Origin of the sequence: Catenibacterium sp. GCM10023432, assembly GCF_042651925.1 — a bacterium.
Taxonomy (GTDB): Bacteria; Bacillota_I; Bacilli_A; order Erysipelotrichales; family Coprobacillaceae; genus Catenibacterium; species Catenibacterium mitsuoka.
Window position 1 is genome coordinate 48,044 of the sequence record NZ_JBHSEB010000024.1, and the last position, 18,131, is coordinate 66,174.

General features: G+C 33.7%; 21 protein-coding genes and 1 pseudogene. 12 read left to right on the plus strand and 10 right to left on the minus strand.

All coding sequences use genetic code 11. The features are described 5' to 3' along the window. Positions 1-130: 130 nt before the first annotated feature. From ACFOZZ_RS03945 to ACFOZZ_RS03955, 3 genes are all read right to left on the minus strand, one after another. Positions 131-865, minus strand: coding sequence for an HAD-IIB family hydrolase (locus tag ACFOZZ_RS03945; protein ID WP_376814760.1), 735 nt, complete (start codon positions 863-865; stop codon positions 131-133). Next, entirely contained in the window at positions 862-1,281 is a 420-nt protein-coding gene (locus ACFOZZ_RS03950; protein ID WP_055234619.1) for a heme-binding protein, read from the minus strand. The genes ACFOZZ_RS03945 and ACFOZZ_RS03950 overlap by 4 nt, the downstream gene beginning before the upstream one ends. Positions 1,282-1,398: 117 nt before the next feature. Beyond that, positions 1,399-2,187, minus strand: coding sequence for a MurR/RpiR family transcriptional regulator (locus ACFOZZ_RS03955; RefSeq protein ID WP_055234617.1), 789 nt, complete (start codon positions 2,185-2,187; stop codon positions 1,399-1,401). Positions 2,188-2,304: 117 nt separating this feature from the next. Between ACFOZZ_RS03955 and ACFOZZ_RS03960 the strand changes: the two genes are divergently transcribed. The 5 genes from ACFOZZ_RS03960 (at position 2,305) to ACFOZZ_RS03980 (ending at position 6,653) form a co-directional block, all read left to right on the plus strand. Next, positions 2,305-3,642, plus strand: coding sequence for an MATE family efflux transporter (locus tag ACFOZZ_RS03960; RefSeq protein ID WP_376814761.1), 1,338 nt, complete (start codon positions 2,305-2,307; stop codon positions 3,640-3,642). Between the two features lie 132 nt (positions 3,643-3,774). After that, a complete protein-coding gene (locus ACFOZZ_RS03965; RefSeq protein WP_279079207.1) occupies positions 3,775-4,473 on the plus strand; it encodes an amino acid ABC transporter permease in 699 nt (232 codons plus the stop codon). After that, the gene (locus ACFOZZ_RS03970) at positions 4,463-5,197 is read left to right on the plus strand and encodes an amino acid ABC transporter ATP-binding protein (RefSeq protein WP_055234611.1); all 735 of its coding nucleotides are present in this window, start codon (positions 4,463-4,465) and stop codon (positions 5,195-5,197) included. The genes ACFOZZ_RS03965 and ACFOZZ_RS03970 overlap by 11 nt, the downstream gene beginning before the upstream one ends. Positions 5,198-5,240: 43 nt before the next feature. Then, positions 5,241-6,002: a transporter substrate-binding domain-containing protein gene (locus ACFOZZ_RS03975; protein ID WP_376814762.1), complete on the plus strand. Its 762-nt coding sequence runs from the start codon at positions 5,241-5,243 to the stop codon at positions 6,000-6,002. 342 nt (positions 6,003-6,344) lie between these two features. Further along, the gene (locus ACFOZZ_RS03980; RefSeq protein WP_376814763.1) at positions 6,345-6,653 is read left to right on the plus strand and encodes a hypothetical protein; all 309 of its coding nucleotides are present in this window, start codon (positions 6,345-6,347) and stop codon (positions 6,651-6,653) included. A 25-nt stretch (positions 6,654-6,678) separates the two neighbouring features. Here the strand turns inward: ACFOZZ_RS03980 and ACFOZZ_RS03985 are convergent, their stop codons facing one another. Next, positions 6,679-7,653 (minus strand): IS1595 family transposase, encoded by a 975-nt coding sequence (locus ACFOZZ_RS03985; RefSeq protein ID WP_376814764.1) that lies wholly within the window; start codon positions 7,651-7,653, stop codon positions 6,679-6,681. Positions 7,654-7,774: 121 nt separating this feature from the next. On the opposite strand from ACFOZZ_RS03985, the gene ACFOZZ_RS03990 reads away from it, so the two are divergent. The 5 genes from ACFOZZ_RS03990 to ACFOZZ_RS04010 all read left to right on the plus strand — a co-directional run bounded on the left by ACFOZZ_RS03990 (position 7,775) and on the right by ACFOZZ_RS04010 (position 10,498). Continuing rightward, positions 7,775-8,182 (plus strand): TIM44-like domain-containing protein, encoded by a 408-nt coding sequence (locus ACFOZZ_RS03990; protein WP_376814765.1) that lies wholly within the window; start codon positions 7,775-7,777, stop codon positions 8,180-8,182. 151 nt (positions 8,183-8,333) lie between these two features. Beyond that, positions 8,334-8,864, plus strand: coding sequence for a methylated-DNA--[protein]-cysteine S-methyltransferase (locus ACFOZZ_RS03995; RefSeq protein ID WP_376814766.1), 531 nt, complete (start codon positions 8,334-8,336; stop codon positions 8,862-8,864). Positions 8,865-8,963: 99 nt separating this feature from the next. Then, the gene (locus ACFOZZ_RS04000) at positions 8,964-9,269 is read left to right on the plus strand and encodes a type II toxin-antitoxin system RelB/DinJ family antitoxin (protein WP_006504970.1); all 306 of its coding nucleotides are present in this window, start codon (positions 8,964-8,966) and stop codon (positions 9,267-9,269) included. Further along, the gene (locus ACFOZZ_RS04005; protein WP_279148497.1) at positions 9,266-9,499 is read left to right on the plus strand and encodes a type II toxin-antitoxin system RelE/ParE family toxin; all 234 of its coding nucleotides are present in this window, start codon (positions 9,266-9,268) and stop codon (positions 9,497-9,499) included. Before ACFOZZ_RS04000 ends, ACFOZZ_RS04005 begins: the two co-directional genes overlap by 4 nt. Positions 9,500-9,922: 423 nt before the next feature. Next, positions 9,923-10,498: an aryl-sulfate sulfotransferase gene (locus ACFOZZ_RS04010; RefSeq protein ID WP_376814773.1), complete on the plus strand. Its 576-nt coding sequence runs from the start codon at positions 9,923-9,925 to the stop codon at positions 10,496-10,498. A gap of 13 nt (positions 10,499-10,511) precedes the next feature. Here the strand turns inward: ACFOZZ_RS04010 and ACFOZZ_RS04015 are convergent, their stop codons facing one another. The 3 genes and pseudogenes from ACFOZZ_RS04015 to ACFOZZ_RS04025 all read right to left on the minus strand — a co-directional run bounded on the left by ACFOZZ_RS04015 (position 10,512) and on the right by ACFOZZ_RS04025 (position 12,677). Beyond that, positions 10,512-11,318, minus strand: a complete 807-nt coding sequence (locus tag ACFOZZ_RS04015; RefSeq protein WP_376814767.1) for a hypothetical protein — start codon at positions 11,316-11,318, stop codon at positions 10,512-10,514. 195 nt (positions 11,319-11,513) lie between these two features. Further along, positions 11,514-11,669, minus strand: a pseudogene (locus tag ACFOZZ_RS04020) (zinc ribbon domain-containing protein); the annotation flags it as partial. Between the two features lie 15 nt (positions 11,670-11,684). Beyond that, positions 11,685-12,677 carry an RNA-guided endonuclease InsQ/TnpB family protein gene (locus tag ACFOZZ_RS04025; RefSeq protein ID WP_376814768.1) on the minus strand — a complete coding sequence of 331 codons (993 nt, stop codon included), beginning with the start codon at positions 12,675-12,677 and terminating at the stop codon, positions 11,685-11,687. Positions 12,678-13,305: 628 nt separating this feature from the next. Here ACFOZZ_RS04025 and ACFOZZ_RS04030 point away from each other — a divergent pair. Beyond that, entirely contained in the window at positions 13,306-13,827 is a 522-nt protein-coding gene (locus tag ACFOZZ_RS04030; protein WP_376814769.1) for a nitroreductase family protein, read from the plus strand. Positions 13,828-14,133: 306 nt separating this feature from the next. Here the strand turns inward: ACFOZZ_RS04030 and ACFOZZ_RS04035 are convergent, their stop codons facing one another. Further along, positions 14,134-14,313 carry a hypothetical protein gene (locus tag ACFOZZ_RS04035; RefSeq protein ID WP_006504963.1) on the minus strand — a complete coding sequence of 60 codons (180 nt, stop codon included), beginning with the start codon at positions 14,311-14,313 and terminating at the stop codon, positions 14,134-14,136. Between the two features lie 250 nt (positions 14,314-14,563). Here ACFOZZ_RS04035 and ACFOZZ_RS04040 point away from each other — a divergent pair, with 250 nt between their 5' ends. Next, positions 14,564-15,589 (plus strand): threonine aldolase family protein, encoded by a 1,026-nt coding sequence (locus ACFOZZ_RS04040; RefSeq protein WP_376814770.1) that lies wholly within the window; start codon positions 14,564-14,566, stop codon positions 15,587-15,589. A 24-nt stretch (positions 15,590-15,613) separates the two neighbouring features. Here ACFOZZ_RS04040 and ACFOZZ_RS04045 read toward each other — a convergent pair whose 3' ends face one another. Together ACFOZZ_RS04045 and ACFOZZ_RS04050 are read right to left on the minus strand one after the other, a co-directional pair. After that, a complete protein-coding gene (locus ACFOZZ_RS04045; protein WP_376814771.1) occupies positions 15,614-16,309 on the minus strand; it encodes a hypothetical protein in 696 nt (231 codons plus the stop codon). Between the two features lie 38 nt (positions 16,310-16,347). Further along, on the minus strand, positions 16,348-17,832 hold the full coding sequence (locus ACFOZZ_RS04050) for a C40 family peptidase (protein WP_376814772.1): 1,485 nt from the start codon (positions 17,830-17,832) through the stop codon (positions 16,348-16,350). Positions 17,833-18,131: the final 299 nt, after the last annotated feature.

An 18,131-nucleotide genomic window follows, 5' to 3' on the forward strand; every position in this document is an offset into this window, starting at 1 on the left:
CTTTTACTCAAATCATGTATTGAGCAAGACTCTCATAAAGTACATTTATAGGTGTTCAAATATTTTTTTGCGTAATGACTATGTATCACATATTAACTATCTTACTTTGTGCACAAAAAAAAGACAGAGATCAACTCTCTGCCTGCAATACTTTATTAATTGCTTCACTCACACTACTTACCACATCATTGATTTCTTCCTTTAAACTATCAGGAGAACTATGGAAAGTAAAACTATAATCACTTGCCTTAAACAAAGGTAAATCATTATAGGAATCACCAATACCAAGCATCTCATTCGCATTGAGATATTTTTTCATTGCCTTTACACCTGTTCCTTTAGAAACACCTTTTACTACAATATCAATAGAATTATTATTCTGATATCCAGATAATAGAGGATATCTCTCATTAACATCTGATACATAAGAAGCTGCTTCCTTATTTGTATCAAAGACTAAAGAAATACTATAAACCTTTAAGTCTCCAATATCTTCAAAACTATTAATAAGAGTTAATAAAGGATTATTATAATAACCAGTTGCATAGAAATGATGCAAATCATTTGTCTGTACAATGATAGTTGCTTTATTCATATAATAGTTGAATATATCTTTGGCTAGATTCTTATCTATAATATGTTCTTCTATCATTTCCTTATTTCTATCTAATAATAAAGCACCAGAAGAAACAATATAGAAATCAAAAGGAATATCCTCTACATCAAATAAACTACATATAGGTCTTCCTGTACATACACCAAACATATTCTTCTTTTGAAACATACCAATGGCTTCCTTATCCATATCTTTAACTTTTTTATCAAATACTAAAGTTCCATCTAAATCACTTGCAAAAGCTATCATTTTTTATACTCTCCCAATGTATTGATAATCAATTGATGATCCTCATCATGGGCAAGTCCTGATACAATCACACACCCACGTAACTCACCCTTTATAATAAGTGGAAAACCTCCACCACATATCGCAATAGTAGAATCATTCTCATCATATACATGTCTTTCTTCTTGATCTAGAAATACATAATAAGTGCTATGTTGATATCGTTCCACTGTATTCTGCTTTCTATCTAACCATTCTACGCCCTTTTTGCCAGGCATCAAATACTGGAACACAATATCTCCATCTAATACAATTCTAATACGTACTGGTTTACTTGTTTTCTTTACTATTTCATTCCCAATACAATACGCATCTTCTGCATCAAAATGATCAAAACTTAGTTCTTCCTCTAACTTTAATACATCTTCTTTATTCATATTCATCACCTGATTCATTTCTATCACAAATCATCTTACAATGAAACAGTTTTCATATGTATAGAAACAAATGTTCTCTTATTTTTGTTTTTTGATAGAATTGATTGGACTAAAAGTTCAATCATTCACCTGATGATAAATAATCGCATAAAGATTACTTAACACATACTGAAAAGCTAATTGTGAATAGAATGTACTAATTCTATTCTCTTTCTCACAATCAGGAATCATAATCAAATCATCACAATAAGCCATTAATGAATTCTTCTTATTCGCAGTAATAAGCCCAATTCTCACATGATTCCTGCTCAATGTCTGAACACACTCTAGGAGTCTTTCTTGTCCTCTATAACTGATAATAAGTGCATAATCATCCTTGTTCATACGTTTAGAAATATGTCTCTCTTCTCCGAATTGTGTCGCAAGAGTAGGGAATATATTCACCTTTACAAGCTTATTCGTAAAATTAATCACTGTCGTCTGTGTATCCCCATAACTAAACAAAAAGATACGTTTCTTATGGATAATCTCATGTGCCATAGACTTGAGTACATCTATATCTAGACTTGAATACACCTGCTTAATACTCTCCTGATACAAAGAAAACATATTCTTCATAATCTCTTCTGTCGTTTCATTAAACTGAAAAGGTGTCGTATAATCCACACTCTCTACAATATATTTATTCGCTTCTCTTTCTTTAATTAAATCTACTTTTAAAGCCTTATATCCACTATATCCTGTCTTACGGCATAATCTAATAATAGTCGCATTAGAAGTATAAGTCTTTTTCGCTAAATCATTAATAGATAACTCTTCTAATAAATCCAAGTGATTCATTAAATAATCAATCACTTCTTTTTCAGTCTCTGTATATTTATTTTCCTGTGATATATCTAGTATCATGGGCTTCACCTCTCTTTCTATTTTAAGTGAATTTTCTTTGATTAAAAGAGTAAACAACAAGATATCTTTTATACTCTTTCTATGATATCATGTATTAATCTTTTAGGAGGAAATAACATGAATCAGACACAAGATTTCACTAAGGGAGTCATCTGGAAACAGTTGCTTTTTTTCTTTTTTCCTATTCTTATAGGAAGTTTCTTCCAACAGTTATATAACACTGTTGATACAATCATTGTTGGACAAGCAGTAGGCACAAGCGCACTTGCTGCAGTCGGTTCAACAGGAAACTTAACGAATTTAATTGTTAATTTCTATGTAGGCTTATCTACAGGTGCTTCCGTAGTCATCGCCCAATACTATGGTGCACAAAATAATAAGAAAATCCATCAGGCAGTGCATACTTCTTATATCCTTGCAATGGTCAGTGGCATACTCATGATGCTTTTTGGCTTATTTTTTTCATATCAATGTCTAGATGCTATTGGTACACCACATGATATATTGAATGATGCCACTCTCTATATGCAGCTTTACTTCTTATGTATGATTCCAGGTGCAATCTACAACATCGGTGCAGGAATCTTGAGAGCAGTAGGTGACAGTAAAAGACCACTCTATTACTTAATTGTATGTAGTATTGTGAATGTCGTATTTGACTTTATCTTTGTAGTCATCTTCCATCAAGGTATCGCTGGTGCAGCCATTGCGACAGTCATTGCACAATCTGTCTGTGCTATACTTGTCACTATTCAATTAATGCGTACAAATGAAGTCTACAAGCTTACATTATCAAAAATGAAATTTCATTTACCTGTACTAAAGAAGATTATTATGATTGGTGCTCCTGCTGGAATCCAATCTACAATGTATAGTATCTCAAACATTGTCTTACAGAGTCATATCAATGCTTTTGGTACACAAACAATCGCTTCATGGTCAGTTTATGTAAAAATAGATGCATTGTTCTGGATGATGATTGCGGCTATTGGTGCAGCTATCACCACATTCGCAGGCCAAAACTATGGAGCCCATCTCCATGACCGTATTAAAAAGGGGACAAGAACAGCCCTTGCTATGGCTTTTGTTATGACTATTTCAATCAGTACAATACTCTGCTTAACAGGCAGTTATATCACAAGATTATTCTCGTCAGATCCCCATATTATTGAAGAATGTTATAGCTTGATGCTGTTCTTAATGCCATTCTATTTCTTATATTGCTGTGTTGAAATATTCTCAGGGACAATGAGAGGATGTGGAGACTCAATTAAACCAATGATATTAGTATGCCTAGGTATATGTGTACTACGTATTGCCTGGCTCACATTCATTTCACCACACTATCCAACTATTAAAGGTGTTGTTGTCTCTTATCCAGTCACTTGGTTTACGACCTCACTACTCTTTATTATTTACTATAAACATTTCAAAAAGCATCATTTTGATGCCTAACTAGGAAACAAAGTCCAACTTTGTTTCTTTTTTAATACAATTTTAATAATATATTTTCATAGTGATAAAATTTCTTTGACATATATTCAGAATTGGTGTAATTTATAAACATAAAAGAAAAGGGGGATTCATGTGAAAGGATTTTTTGAAAATTTAGGTTTTTTTGCCAGTCGATTCAATCAAGCTATAGTGATTACAGCTGAATTATCGATTATATCATTAGTGGCTGCGACTATTATTGGAATCATTGTTGGATTAGTCAATACTTCAAAAAGTAAGTCAGTGATCATGAAGATATTAAAGGCAATCGCCAACCTTTATATTTATATCATTCGTGGTACACCAATGCTTGTACAAATATTGATTATATATTTTGGCTTGGGACAGATGTTAAGACCAACAGGATTTAGCTGGTTAAATATCGGTGGTACTTTTACTGCTGGTACTGTTGCCCTATCACTTAATGCCGGTGCTTATATGGCAGAAATCGTCAGAGGTGGTATTGAAGCAGTAGATAAAGGACAGATTGAAGCAGCTAGATCACTTGGTTTGACTTATGGTAAAACAATGAAAAAGATTGTCTTACCACAGGCTTTAAGAACGATGTTACCTTCAATCATCAACCAGTTCATTATTTCTATTAAGGATACTTCATTATTATCTGTTATTGGTCTAGCAGAATTGACTAACGTTGGTAAAACAATTGCCGCAACGCAGTCATCTCATATGATGGTCATTTATTGTTTTATGGCTTGTTATTATTTATTTATCTGTACAGTACTTGCACAGGTATCAAAAGTTGTAGAAAAGAGGTTATCTTATGGCAAATAAAAAAGTCTCTGTCAAAAATCTAAAGAAGAACTTTGGTTCTTTAGAGGTTTTAAAAGATATTTCTTTAGAGATTAATGAAGGTGAAGTTATCTGCTTGATTGGTCCTTCAGGATCAGGTAAATCAACATTCTTAAGATGTTTAAACCGTTTAGAAGATATTACAAGTGGCAGTGTTATTATTGATGGTGAAGATATCACAGATCCTAAACTTGATATCAATAAGAAAAGAGAAAACATCGGAATGGTATTCCAACATTTCAATCTTTTCCCACATATGACAGTCAAAGAAAATATTATGCTTGCACCTGTAGAACTCAAGAAGATGACAAAAGAAGAAGCAGAAACAACAGCTTATCAGCTATTAGATAGAGTTGGTCTAAAAGATAAGGCTGACAGTTATCCGGCTCAGTTATCTGGTGGACAGAAACAAAGAGTTGCCATTGCGAGAGCCCTCGCAATGAAGCCTGATATTATGCTTTTTGATGAACCAACAAGTGCTCTTGATCCAGAAATGGTTGGAGAAGTATTAGCTGTTATGAAAGATCTTGCAAGTCAGGGTATGACAATGGTTGTTGTTACTCATGAAATGGGCTTTGCGAGAGAGGTAGGAACTAAAGTTATATTCATGGATGGTGGATATATTGTAGAACAGGGTAATCCATATGATGTCATCAATCATCCACAGCAGCAAAGAACAATAGATTTCTTAAACAAAGTATTATAAGGTATCAACACATAAGTGTAGATATATAAGGGAGGAAACGATTATGAAAATGAAGAAGTTCGGTGCTATTGTATTAGCAGGTTTAATGGCAGTTTCATTAGTAGGTTGTGGAGGAAATTCTAGTAGCAAGAACGAAGAAAAGACTTATGTTATTGCGACTGATAAAACATATCCTCCATTCGAAATGGAAGATGATTCTGGTAAATTAGTTGGTGTCGATATGGACTTAATCAGAGCTATTGCCAAGGATCAGAAATTCAAGATTAAGATTAACTCATTAGGTTTTGATGCTGCATGTACAGCACTAGAATCAGGTGAAGCTGATGGTGTTATTGCAGGTATGTCAATCAATGATGAAAGAAAACAAAAATATGATTTCTCAGACCAGTATTATGAAACAGGTGTTTCAATGGGTGTTGCAAAAAATTCAGGTATTAAAGGTTACGCTGATTTAAAAGGTAAAACTGTAGTTGCTAAAACATCTACTGCAGGATTAAAATATGCTCAGTCTATTAAAGATAAATATGGATTCAAACTAGAAGTTGTAGAAGAATCAACATTCATGTTTGAAAAAGTAAAATCTGGTGAAGCAGCTGCATGTTTTGAAGACTATCCAGTATTAAAATATATGGTTAAAACAGGTCAGTTGAACTTCGATATTCCTTGTGGTAAAGAAAGTCCAGCATATTATGGCTTCGCAGTATTAAAAGGTGAAAACCAAGAATTATTAAAGAAGTTCAACAAAGGTTTAGCTAACCTAAAGAAGAACGGTGAATACGATAAGATCGTCGCTAAGTACGAATAAGACTTATTAAAGAGTGATAAGATATATTTCTTATCATTCTTTTTTTATGATATACTTTATCCATGGAAAAAATGAACTCTATACCACTTATTGGTGGTTTATTGTCCATCTCAGCATTTTTTAATCTATTTCTATAGTGTCAACCATGCTCCTTATTCTTATACAGATATCATTCTGCTTGGCCCCTTATTTTCTTTTGTAGGACTTATTTTTTCTATTATCACTAGAAAAGAAAGAACACTAATTTGGTGGCTAGGCTTATTACTATGTATCTTAGGCTTTTTGGTATGTATCATGGTATTCATGATATTAGTAATATTTCTAATCTCTTAGGAGGAAGTTATGAAGAAATTAATGAGATGTTTATTTATTGTATGTATATTATGTTTTTCTATTTCCCCTGTTTACGCAAGAGCAGGTGGAGGAGGATCAAGTGGAGGTGGTGGAGGAGGAAGCAGCGGTTCTTCAAGTCATGGATCTCCTCCTGTAAGACGTACAACTTCTCCTCAAGATCGTGTTGTTAGTTTAATAACTTTTTCTTTTATATCATATGGTTTTTCATATATGAAAAAATATCGTCGTAGATATAAAGCTATCTCCATGCATAAGGATATGAAAAAAGAATTAGAAGAAAACAATAATTCTTTTTGAATACCCATAATCTACAGGTAACGATTTAAGAGAAGTGTGAAGCAGAAATATTCAGGATATAGACTATCTGTCTATGACTGATAGGAAATGATCTTTGTAGGTATTTCTTGATTTTATCCATGATAGTCTTTCCAATCTTTCTATGGTTAAATCTATACTCCTGTTCATTCAGGAATAAAGGCATCTCTCTTTTAGTTATTCCGTGATATATCCCAGTAATATTATTCTTAATATTACCGATTATTATGTTTAACCAGAGTAGTCTATGATCCCTTTCTTCATAGCTAATCTTCTCATTCTTTACCTGTATTTCTTCATTTAGTGTATTAAAGCCTTTCTCACCATCAGTATTAAATAATGCATCATGTGATAATACACAGCACTTTTCTATGTTTTTCTTAAGTGACAGACCCGTATAATCTGTGATAAGTCTCAATTTGATGAACCTGGGATAGTTATTTTCTTTATCTGTAGATAAAATACCAAGAATAGGTTGCTGCTCACTTGCACGACCTGCTTTATTCTTTGATCTTGCACCAATGTTAAAGACATCAGCCTCGTAGAAAAGGCTGTTAAGCAGCTTATCTGAATTACTTAGTGACATAAGAATTCTACACTTGCTTTCTAGAAGAAGTGCAGTCTTGTAGTTAACGTCTAGTATTGAACATAACTCTATTGCACTGATTCCTTTATTTTCATTAAAGAAAAGGAAAATACCTAAAAGGAGCTTGTATAGATCAAGCTTGCAGCTCTGAAAAATAGTGCCTGAAAGCAATGAATGCTGCTTATGACATGAGCTGCATTCAAGAACATATGAAGTCTTGGTCTTTCCTACACGCTTGACTAGGTAATACTTATGACAGCCACAACGGTCACATGAAAAGCCTTCAGGCCATTTCATGGATTTGAAGAATTCAATGCAGTTATCAATATTGTTGGAATATTTCTGAGTGAACTGATAAAGAGAAGCTTTCTTAGGTTTTAATACTTTGTTTGACATATGATTATACCTCCATCCGATTTCTAATCTAATTATAGAACAGATGGAAATTTCGTGTGTCCGGTTCAGCTTCATGAACGCCGTTTAATCGGTGCTTATGAAATTTAATTTTCACTAACCTGTGGTTTGTGGGTATTCAAATAATTCTTTCTTTGATGAAAAGAAGATGAACAAAGTAGTCGCTGATTACTATTACACTATTCAGAATGCATGGAATGATAGAGATATGGATACTCTTAAACAATGCCTTTCTCCGACTTTATATGACCAATGGCAAACAAAACTCAACTGGTGGGAGTATGAAGGTATACGTAATGAACTTTCTGATATAAGACTTCTTAAAACAATGGTTGTAGAAGTAGGTGATGATTACTTCTGGTCTTATATAGAAGGTAAGATGAGAGATAGAATGATCAAAGGCAATGAAGTCACTCAGGATAATAAAGAAATCTTTATTGAATACTGGCGCTTTATAGTAGAAGATGACAGGATTTATTTAGACGAAATCAGGCAGGAAGATGAAGTCTAAGATTGACCTTGTGAAATAATTGTGTTACAATACAACCAACAAAGGAATATTTTATAGCATGTCATTCACAAAGCATTAGCTATACGTAGAAAAAGAAATTCTTTTTTGCGTACGCTGATGCTTTTTTTGTTTATTTTTGGAGGTAAAAATAATGGAATATATTAAGAAATACCAGTCTCCTATTGGAAATATTACTATGGCAAGTGATGGTGAATCGCTTATTGGTTTATGGTTTGAAGATGATAAATACTATGCGGATATCTTAAAGGAACCAGTAGAACAGGATTTACCCGTCTTTGATCAGACAATTGCCTGGTTAAATCTATACTTTGATGGAATCGTTCCTAACTTCTTTCCACCTATTAAGATGCAGGGAACACCATTCCAGAGAATGATCTGGACTATTATCCAGCATATCCCTTATGGTGAAACAATCACTTATGGTGATATTGCGAAAGCTATTGCGAAATATGGCAATAAGAAAGAAATGTCAGCACAGGCAGTTGGTGGTGCTATTGGTCATAATCATATTGCGTTAATCATCCCTTCACATCGTGTCGTAGGTTCTAAGGGTAACTTAAAAGGCTATGCTTCTGGCGTAGAAAAGAAAAAGAAGCTTCTCCTCTTCGAAAAAGCCTCAGTTATTAACAGCAGTATGAGAATAGATACAAGACTTGCATAATGCAGGTCTTTTTTTATACTTAAAAATATGCTATTAGTATGCGAAAAGATTGCTAATAGCATGCAAAAGTGCTAAACTATAGAAAAGGAGGTAATCATTATGGCAAGAACCGCAAATGTGTTTGCACGTGTTGAACCTGAACTTAAGGAACAGGCTGAAGATATTTTACAACAACTTGGTATTCCGATGTCGAATGCAGTAGGAATGTTTTTAAAACAGATTGTATTGCAAAAGGGTATTCCCTTTGAAATGAAATTACCTAGAACTGAGCCTCTACAATACCAGTCTCTTACTAAAGAACAATTTGATGCAGAAATTGAAAAAGGTATCGCTGACATAAAAGCGGGAAGAGTCTATTCAGCTGATGAAGTTGAAGCAGAAATGAAAAGAGACTTTAATCTATGACTTTTCGTATAGATTACTCTATAGTAGCAAGACATGATATAAGAGAGATTTATCAATACATAGCATATCATTTGTGTCAACCGGAAGCTGCAAGTAGACAAATAAACCATATTATGGAAGAGATACGTTCTTTGGAATTTATGCCAATGAGATATAAATTATATGAAGAAGAACCTTGGAACAGTATGGGATTAAGAGTTTTGCCATCTAGTGTTTTACTTGGTGAATGAAGCGAATGGTGTTGTGAATATTGTTCATGTTATGTATGGCGGTAGAGATATTTCTAAACAGTTTCATGACATTTGGATTAAACTTTAGGAGGCTGTCTCGAAATAAATGACAGTTTTCTAAAATAGAAAAATGCGACACATCTCAAATAAATGAGAAGTGCCGCATTTTTTGATATAATTAGGTTATGAATGAATGTTTAAATAATGAACCTAACTACATAACATATTATAACTCAATTCAGATGTGTTTGCCACTAGGTCTTGGCTATGAAATTACGCCAACTGATGAACTTCTTTCTTTCCTCGAGGCCATTAAGGGAGTGGATCTAAGCAAGTATATGGTCAGAAAAGAAACCAGAGGAAGAAAAGGTCACAACAGGATAGACCTGCTACTCTTTAGCTTTAGTAGGTAATAACTCTCTTATTATCAGTTCTAGAGAAACATCTACAATCATTAAACTCAATACCATCTATACAAATCCATCTATAGACTATATGATTGGTTCAGATCAATTCTGGGACTCTACAGGTTATGAATCTCAATTACTCACAAAAACAAGTGACTTTTCTATGCAGGCAGGACAACATTATGTCACTTATGAAGAAAACAATTCATTACCTAAAGGGCAATACTACCTATATATGTTCAACAATAATTACTGTTATAGTAGTACTAGAAGTGACTACAAATGGCAGAATGATACAAACTACACCAATGCATTCTTTACTATGAAGAGTGGTACATCTTATCACTATAAATATTTGGTAGATGAAAATGCGCACACTGTCTCTCTAGTAAGTTCTATACCAGTTGCTTATTCACCTTATGTTTCTAGCTCACAGGAACTTCATGGACAATTAATCGCAGATAGTGGAATACAGATGAGCTGGAGTGTTTATAACTTAGATGGTACACTCTTACGTACATATCAAACAACAGGAGGTAAGTTCCTCTATCGTGTCTTACAATATGATTTAAAGGAATATTTATTCCAATAAAAAAGCAGCTAGATTAATTTCTAGCTGTTTTTCTCATGATTAATTGTGCGATTATTACTACTACAACAGATATACCACATATCATCAATCCCGGTGTTCTTAAGATAGATGGATCAAAAATCACTGTACGATTCAAATAAGAACCAGCCCCTTCACTAATCGCAAGTGGCATAATAAAGCTCACACTTAGTCCGGATAATACACCTGTTACACCTAATGCAGTTAATCCATATAGTTTATCTATAATTAACTGAATCAAGCATAATACAACAAGTATACCGGCCATAATCATACGATTAGAATCAAGTGTTAACTGATAGAAGATCTGTATCATCTTTAATCTCTTGGGAGACTGTTTACTAATAAACTCGTCTACATATTGATCAATACCCTGAGATACTAAACCAGAAGAAATCAATTGAGTCAGTGATGTCTTTAATATACTAGGTACTGTGATATCTGTATCCTTTTCTACAATCTCAAAACATTCCTGTGCCAGGTTATTGATATAAGGTGTCATATCTTCTTTATTTTCTTCACCTGTTGCCATCTGCTTAATAATAGCTTGACTATATTTGGTTGTTAAAGTGGCCATAGATTCAGATTGACTAATATCAGCCTGTATTTTATTGATTGTAATCTGCGGTAATCGATATGTATATTGATTAATGACAGTCATTACTTTGTTTGTCATTTCCTGGGTAATTTCATCATTCTGTATAGCACTATTAATAATACTTGGACAAAGCATTGAGAAACATAATACATTCACAAGAATGAAAATAAGAATATCTAATATAATTGTACGCAACATACGCATAACTATCACGCTACCACTCAAAATGTGATTAAATATACTCACATCGAGATAATGTAAGTTCTCACGAACATTACTTACTATGTCATCGTGTATGCTTTGGATTGACAAAAATCATATCTACTCACAAGTTCTTGTACACTCCATAGTCGTAAATTCCCAAAGTAGCCTTCGGTACATACTTACGTTTGCGTTTATCTATGCAACTTCGTAAGTCGTAGCATCTCTCAGATTTAGTGCAGCATTGAAATCTCTGTCTTCGATATAGCCACAGTCACATTTGAAAAGTCTATCTGAAAGCTTTAAATCTTTCTTGATATTTTTGCAACAATGACATGTCTTAGATGACGGGAACCATCTATCTACAACTCAAAGTTCAATTCCGTTCTCCCTGCATTTAGCTAGAAGCTTTGTTTTAAATTCATAAAACTTCTGCGAAGCAACTGTCTTTGAAAGATGCTTGTTCTTCATCATTCCTGATACGTTTAGATCTTCAATCGTTATATGAGATGGCTTTGTTTTCACTATCTCTGCGATTATCTTATTGATGTAATTAGTACGAATATTGTCTATTCTCTGATGAAGCTTCTGTATCTTAAGCCTTTGTTTCTGTATATTTCTCTTTTGAGTGGACTCTCCTTTCTTTATATTTTCATACTTTCGAGAAAGACTTCTCTGTTCTCGAATAAGCTTTTTTTCAAGCTTCTTTAATTTTGCAGATTTATTGATGTTCTTATAAGTTTTTCCATTAGAAACAATCGCAAAGTCCTTTAATCCAAGGTCAATGCCAATTCCTTTACTGGAATTATTGGCTGTCCTTCTATCTGGGATTTCTATAAGAACTGAAACATGGTATCTGTCAGCTTTTATTGAGACATGACCGCTCTTAATTACGTATCCATCTTTTGTAGTTGGAATATATCCTTTCTCTTTGATGCGTACCCAGCCAAGTGAAGGAATCTTGATTCTGTGTCTTTCACAGAGGCAATCTTTAGGATTATACCTTACAAAATACATCTTCACATCTGATCTGCCTTTCTTCTTGAATTTTGGAAAGGCGCTCTTGTGATTAAAGAATCTTTCAAATGCGGTCTGTCCGTTATTTACTGCTTGTGTTACCGATTTTGAATAAGCCTCCTTGATCCACGAATACTCTGGATGATTCGGAAGAAACTCATTGTTGAGCCATACTCTAAACTGGCTGCTGCTCATAAACTTTTCCCCATTTTCATGAAGCTCCTTATTATGAGCAAGATAGAAGTTATAGATAAATCTGCAGGTACCTATTGTTTTACGAATCCTGACTTTCTGCTCCTCTGTTGGATTTATTTCCGTCTTGAAGCTCTTCAGCAATTTCCTCATCCCTTTCTATCTTTTTTAAAACTTCAACCTGCATGAGAACACGTGGAGTATTGAAACAATATCCTGCATGAGTCCTCCATCTGATTTCTAATCTAATTATAGAACAGATGGAAAATTCATGTATTCAGTTCAGCTTCATGAACGCCTATTAATCGACAATTATAAAATTTAATTTTCACTAAGCTGTGGTCTGTGGGTATTCAAATTATAGTTTTGATTTTTTCCATTACTTCATCTAATAAATGTTTACATGGTTTCCATAATCTCCAATACACTGGTCTACAATAGTTCTTTCGAATTACAAAACTATCTTAAAAATGCAACTTGATTTAGTAAATGCTGATTATAAGTATAATAATGCCTATTAGTTTGGGTTCGGCTTGCTTTTAAAGTTTCTTCTCTATCTCAACGTTATAATATCTTAACAGATACGCCTAAAAGTCAATAAAATCCGTTGGTTTAAAATTTGTGATATTTAATGTATTCATTTTAAAGCTCCCTTTATGAGCATATTTAAACACAATGGTCGATATATTCAGTTACTTATAGTTTCCCCCTTTACCCTCATTATAGAAAAACCACAACACATGTCAATATGTTATAATGGGAGAAAAGAAAGGGTGATTATATGGATTTTTTAGACTTTTTGAAACAAAGAAGAAGCTATAGACAATATACGGGTGAACCAGTAGAAAAAGAATTATTGGATAAGATTGTAGAAGCAGGCTTACTCGCGCCAAGTGGGCGTAATATCAAACCAGAAGAATTGATTGTAGTGACTGATCCTGAGCTATTAACACAATTATCTCAATGTAGAAAAGCAGGCAGTCAGATGTTAGCGGGAGCAGGTGCCTGTATTATTGTATTAGGTGATGAAGATAAAACAGATGTCTGGATAGAAGACTGCAGCAATGTCATATTAACGATGCATTATATGGCCTCATCACTAGGCCTTGGCAGCTGCTGGATTCAGGGAAGAAATAGAGTATCATCTACAGAAGATTCAACTGAGGACTATATTAGAAATATCTTTCATTTTTCAAAGAATCTACGTTTAGAAGCGTTATTATCTATTGGACATATTGATCAAACATTACCTGCAAAAGAAGTTACAGAAGAATTATCAAATAAAGTACATAGACCAGAATAAAAGATACCCACGTGGTATCTTTTTACATGTCTTTATTCTGTTTGAAAGGTTTGTATTCATAGAAAACGATGTCTTCACTATTTTCTATGATTTCATAATATAAGACTGCTTTGGTAGTTGGCATAACATACTTATATATTGTTTGTTTGAACTTTCTTGCCAATATGTGGATCGGCCTCAACTATTCCTTTGACTTTTCGTAATTCTTTGGTTAGAAAGATTCCTATAGAGAAGTTTCTGAATCTAATATAGTTATAATAATCAATGTTGTCTATAATTTCTATAATGTATGGTTCGATTTCAACATCAAAATTTAACCCCATACTTTTCTTCTCTGTCTTTTAAGAATTCATCAAAGCTAATGGTTTTAAAATCTTTACTCTTTTTTCTTTCCTCATAAGCAGCGACTGTCTGCAAATCTTCGTATTCTTCATCAGTTAAACAAGTATAAGATACACCATTAATAATTACTGTTCTGTTTTCCATATCCTATCACTCCTTTTTGGTTATTATAGTATAGTTCTGTTCCTATTCCTACCAAATTGTATGGATTGACTATTCGAGGAATGAGTTTCCTTTATCTTTCTATGTAAAAGTATTCTAAACAAGAAATAAGTGGCTTACACATATATATACTCATTCATCAGGGTGAATTACTTCATATTTTTTGAATTATTTTCATTATTTGTATTTACTTCTAAAATAGTGTAGAATACAAAAAACGGAGGATATAAAGATGTTATCATTTGAAAGTGATTATACAGAAGGGGCACATCCTGCCATTCTAGAAAAATTTATTGAAACAAATATGGATCAGCAGTCAGGATATGGAGTAGATATATATTCTGAATCTGCAAGAAAAAAGATTGCGAAAGCATGTGGTAAAGAAGATGCTGATATTTACTTTATTACAGGTGGTACACAGACTAACCAGTTAGTCATTGATACAATGTTGAAGCCTTATGAAGGTGTTGTCGCTGCCGTAACAGGACATGTGGCTGGGCATGAAGCAGGGGCTATTGAATATACAGGACATAAGGTAATGACTGTTCCACAATACTTAGGTAAACTCAAAGCATCAGATGTAAAAGAATTAGTAGATACATTCTATAACGATGCTAACCATGAACATATGGTATTCCCAGGCATGGTTTATATTTCTCATCCTACAGAATATGGCACACTTTATACAAAAGAAGAATTAAAAGAAATCTCAGATGTATGTCATGCTTATAATTTGCCTTTATTCTTAGATGGTGCAAGACTTGGTTATGGGCTCATGTCTTATGATACAGACGTGACACTAGAAGATATTGCGGAACTCACTGATGTATTCTATATTGGTGGAACTAAAGTAGGGGCATTATGTGGAGAAGCTGTCGTCTTTACTAAGAATAATACACCAGCACACTTTGTTAACCTTATCAAGAAGCATGGTGCATTGCTTGCAAAAGGACGTTTAAATGGTGTTCAATTTGATGTTCTTTTTACAGATGATCTCTATTTCAAGATTTCAAGACATGCTATTGATATGGCTGAAAAGCTTAAAACAATCTTTAAAGAAAAAGGTTATGAATTCTATATTGATTCTCCTACAAACCAGCAGTTCTTTATTGTAGACAACAAGAAATTAGAAGAACTAGAAAAGCATGTACGCTATGGTTTCTGGGAAAAGTATGATGATACGCATACAGTAGTACGTTTTGCGACAAGCTGGGCGACTACAGAAGAATCTATTGAAAAACTTAAAGAACTACTATAAAAAGATTCCTTGCGGAATCTTTTTTTAATGCCATGCGGTTGTATGTTCATCAATAACCTGGCCATTTTCTATTTTATAGAATCCTAATACTATAGTAGTACCTTTTTTTGTTTCCTGATAGACATATTCATGCTCCTGTGTTTCATAATAATTCAAATGACGTGTGACACCATCTTTATTGTAAAGATTAGCATACATCCATCCCTTTGCGCTGATACCATATTTTATATCATCATAATGAAGATAATCAGCCACCATCTTCAATTCTTTTCTGATCTCATCGGCATCATTACCAGCCATATCACCTTTAGTTGTAATGGCATCCTGACCATTCACAACAGAACTATTTGTCTTACCATTATAATAAAGATTATAAAGTGTATCATCCTGCTCAGTTCCTCTTATTACAACACCTACATGATCCTTATACCAACTAACACTCCATACATCGTCTCGAATACTTCCACCATCATCTGATAATACAAAGTCGGTCTTATTGATTATCGTATCATTCTTTTTAAGAAGCAGACGTCCATCTGCACTGCTGAAGAATAGAGGCGCTCCTACTGACTGCATCACAACCTCATATCCGTTATAAGACTTCTTATCTACAGTTGCTACATGATACTCAATCATATAGATAAAAGCACCATAGAGTAAACCAATCACCACTATAATACTTAATAAGATTCCTAGAATCACCTTTAATACTTTTTTCATACAATCTCCTTACAAAAAAAGAAGATCTTTCGATCTTCTTATCTACCAGCACCTGCATAATGAGATGCATAATAACCGCTATTTAATGAAGATACTGTAACACCAGTACTTGAGTTAGCAGCATGAACAAATTGTCCATTACCGATATAGATACCTACATGTGAGATACCTGACTTATAAGTTCCTGCGAAGAATACTAAGTCCCCAGCACTTAAGCCAGCCTTAGATACTCTTGTAGTAGAACTATACTGAGCAGAAGCAGTTCTTGGTAATGATTTACCATTCTGTCTATATACCCATGAAGTGAATCCAGAACAGTCAAATGCTGTTGGTCCAGAAGCACCAAATACATAAGCAGAACCTACTTTAGATAAACCAGTTCCAACAATACCGCTGTGTCCACCCTTAACACTTGTACCACCAGCATTGTATCCACCTCTTGAAGGAGCTGCAGATACATTCACCTTAGCACTTGCATTAGCTGTATTGCCAGCGTTATCAGTGACTGTATAGTTTACTGTATAACTTCCAGATTTAGAAGTATTGACAGAACCACTTACATTTACTTTGCTTGTTACATCACCATCAAGATTATCGATGGCAGAAACAAGATTTGACTTTGCATCAAATGATGAACCATACTTCACATTAACATCATTAGACTTTAATGTAATGGCAGGAGCAGCAATATCAGCTACAGTTACATCATAAGTATTTTCAGTCTTATTACCACTTGCATCAGTTGCAATTACCTTAAGAGACTGAGTACCATCTAACTTCTTAGTATCTATTTCACCTTCAACAGTTAAAACAGGATTCATATCATAGTTATCCTTTGCTTCAACATAGTTGTTGATATCAAAGTTATCACCGTAGTTTACTACGAAGTTACCATTCTTTAAGTTCATTTCAGGAGCAGATGTATCACCAACATTGAAAGTAAATGTCTTAGTAGCAACATTACCCATGTTATCTTCAACAGAAGCATTGATCACCTGTTCACCTAACTGAGTTGTATCTAATTCCTTATCAAAATTAACGAAGTCTGTTACATCACCATCAACATTATCAGTCGCTTTGATGTACTGTTTTAAATCGTTGCTGCCATTGGCTTCAACGTTGATGACAAATCCATCATCATTTCTAGATTCAAGAACGGGTGCTTCATTATCTACAACCTTAACACTAACAGTCTTAGTTGTTTCATTATTGAAAGCATCCTTTACTGTTACATTGACAGCATATGTTCCTAACTGGTTCTTTTCATAAGAATCAGCATGAATCTTTGTTTTTAATGTATCAGCATTATCTCTGTTATCAGAGATTGCAAAATCACTAGCTTTTAAGACAGTTCCATAAGGAACTTCAATTGTTTTTGAATGTACAACAGGTGCTGTTCTATCAGCAGCTGTATAACCCACGATTGCGAAAGCGGAAATAGCAAACACAGGAATGAACATTGTCTTCTGAGTTCTTACTCTATGAGATACGAAACTCATGATTTCTTTTGTTTTCTTATCCATTTTTCTCTCTCCTTTTGTCTTTCGACAGGCTCTATTATAGCACCTCATATTAAAAAATAAAGAAAAATCTTAAGAAATTTTTAAGAAGTATCAAAATATGCTGTATTTATCGTATAAAAATGAATTAAGAAATTTTTAAAAATGACTTAAGAATTATACAAAATGCCTTGTTTTTTAAGGAAAACACAATGAGTACGCTTATAAAAGCATTAGATTTTCATCCTATATAATCCTGTTTTTGACAGTTGGGTATGTAAAAAAGGGAGAAAAGTGCCTGTTTAAGGGCGTTTTTCTCCCTT

What these genes read in the sequence shown, in the direction of transcription:
- ACFOZZ_RS04015 (WP_376814767.1), bottom strand. Translation starts at nt 11,318, where the DNA reads ATGCGTATGTTGCGTACAATTATATTAGATATTCTTATTTTCATTCTT.
- ACFOZZ_RS04000 (WP_006504970.1), top strand. Translation starts at nt 8,964, where the DNA reads ATGGCAAGAACCGCAAATGTGTTTGCACGTGTTGAACCTGAACTTAAG.
- ACFOZZ_RS03950 (WP_055234619.1), bottom strand. Translation starts at nt 1,281, where the DNA reads ATGAATAAAGAAGATGTATTAAAGTTAGAGGAAGAACTAAGTTTTGAT.
- ACFOZZ_RS03975 (WP_376814762.1), top strand. Translation starts at nt 5,241, where the DNA reads ATGAAAATGAAGAAGTTCGGTGCTATTGTATTAGCAGGTTTAATGGCA.
- ACFOZZ_RS03995 (WP_376814766.1), top strand. Translation starts at nt 8,334, where the DNA reads ATGGAATATATTAAGAAATACCAGTCTCCTATTGGAAATATTACTATG.
- ACFOZZ_RS04005 (WP_279148497.1), top strand. Translation starts at nt 9,266, where the DNA reads ATGACTTTTCGTATAGATTACTCTATAGTAGCAAGACATGATATAAGA.
- ACFOZZ_RS03960 (WP_376814761.1), top strand. Translation starts at nt 2,305, where the DNA reads ATGAATCAGACACAAGATTTCACTAAGGGAGTCATCTGGAAACAGTTG.
- ACFOZZ_RS03945 (WP_376814760.1), bottom strand. Translation starts at nt 865, where the DNA reads ATGATAGCTTTTGCAAGTGATTTAGATGGAACTTTAGTATTTGATAAA.
- ACFOZZ_RS03985 (WP_376814764.1), bottom strand. Translation starts at nt 7,653, where the DNA reads ATGTCAAACAAAGTATTAAAACCTAAGAAAGCTTCTCTTTATCAGTTC.
- ACFOZZ_RS04025 (WP_376814768.1), bottom strand. Translation starts at nt 12,677, where the DNA reads ATGAGGAAATTGCTGAAGAGCTTCAAGACGGAAATAAATCCAACAGAG.
- ACFOZZ_RS04040 (WP_376814770.1), top strand. Translation starts at nt 14,564, where the DNA reads ATGTTATCATTTGAAAGTGATTATACAGAAGGGGCACATCCTGCCATT.
- ACFOZZ_RS04035 (WP_006504963.1), bottom strand. Translation starts at nt 14,313, where the DNA reads ATGGAAAACAGAACAGTAATTATTAATGGTGTATCTTATACTTGTTTA.
- ACFOZZ_RS04045 (WP_376814771.1), bottom strand. Translation starts at nt 16,309, where the DNA reads ATGAAAAAAGTATTAAAGGTGATTCTAGGAATCTTATTAAGTATTATA.
- ACFOZZ_RS04030 (WP_376814769.1), top strand. Translation starts at nt 13,306, where the DNA reads ATGGATTTTTTAGACTTTTTGAAACAAAGAAGAAGCTATAGACAATAT.
- ACFOZZ_RS04050 (WP_376814772.1), bottom strand. Translation starts at nt 17,832, where the DNA reads ATGGATAAGAAAACAAAAGAAATCATGAGTTTCGTATCTCATAGAGTA.
- ACFOZZ_RS03955 (WP_055234617.1), bottom strand. Translation starts at nt 2,187, where the DNA reads ATGATACTAGATATATCACAGGAAAATAAATATACAGAGACTGAAAAA.
- ACFOZZ_RS03980 (WP_376814763.1), top strand. Translation starts at nt 6,345, where the DNA reads ATGAAGAAATTAATGAGATGTTTATTTATTGTATGTATATTATGTTTT.
- ACFOZZ_RS03970 (WP_055234611.1), top strand. Translation starts at nt 4,463, where the DNA reads ATGGCAAATAAAAAAGTCTCTGTCAAAAATCTAAAGAAGAACTTTGGT.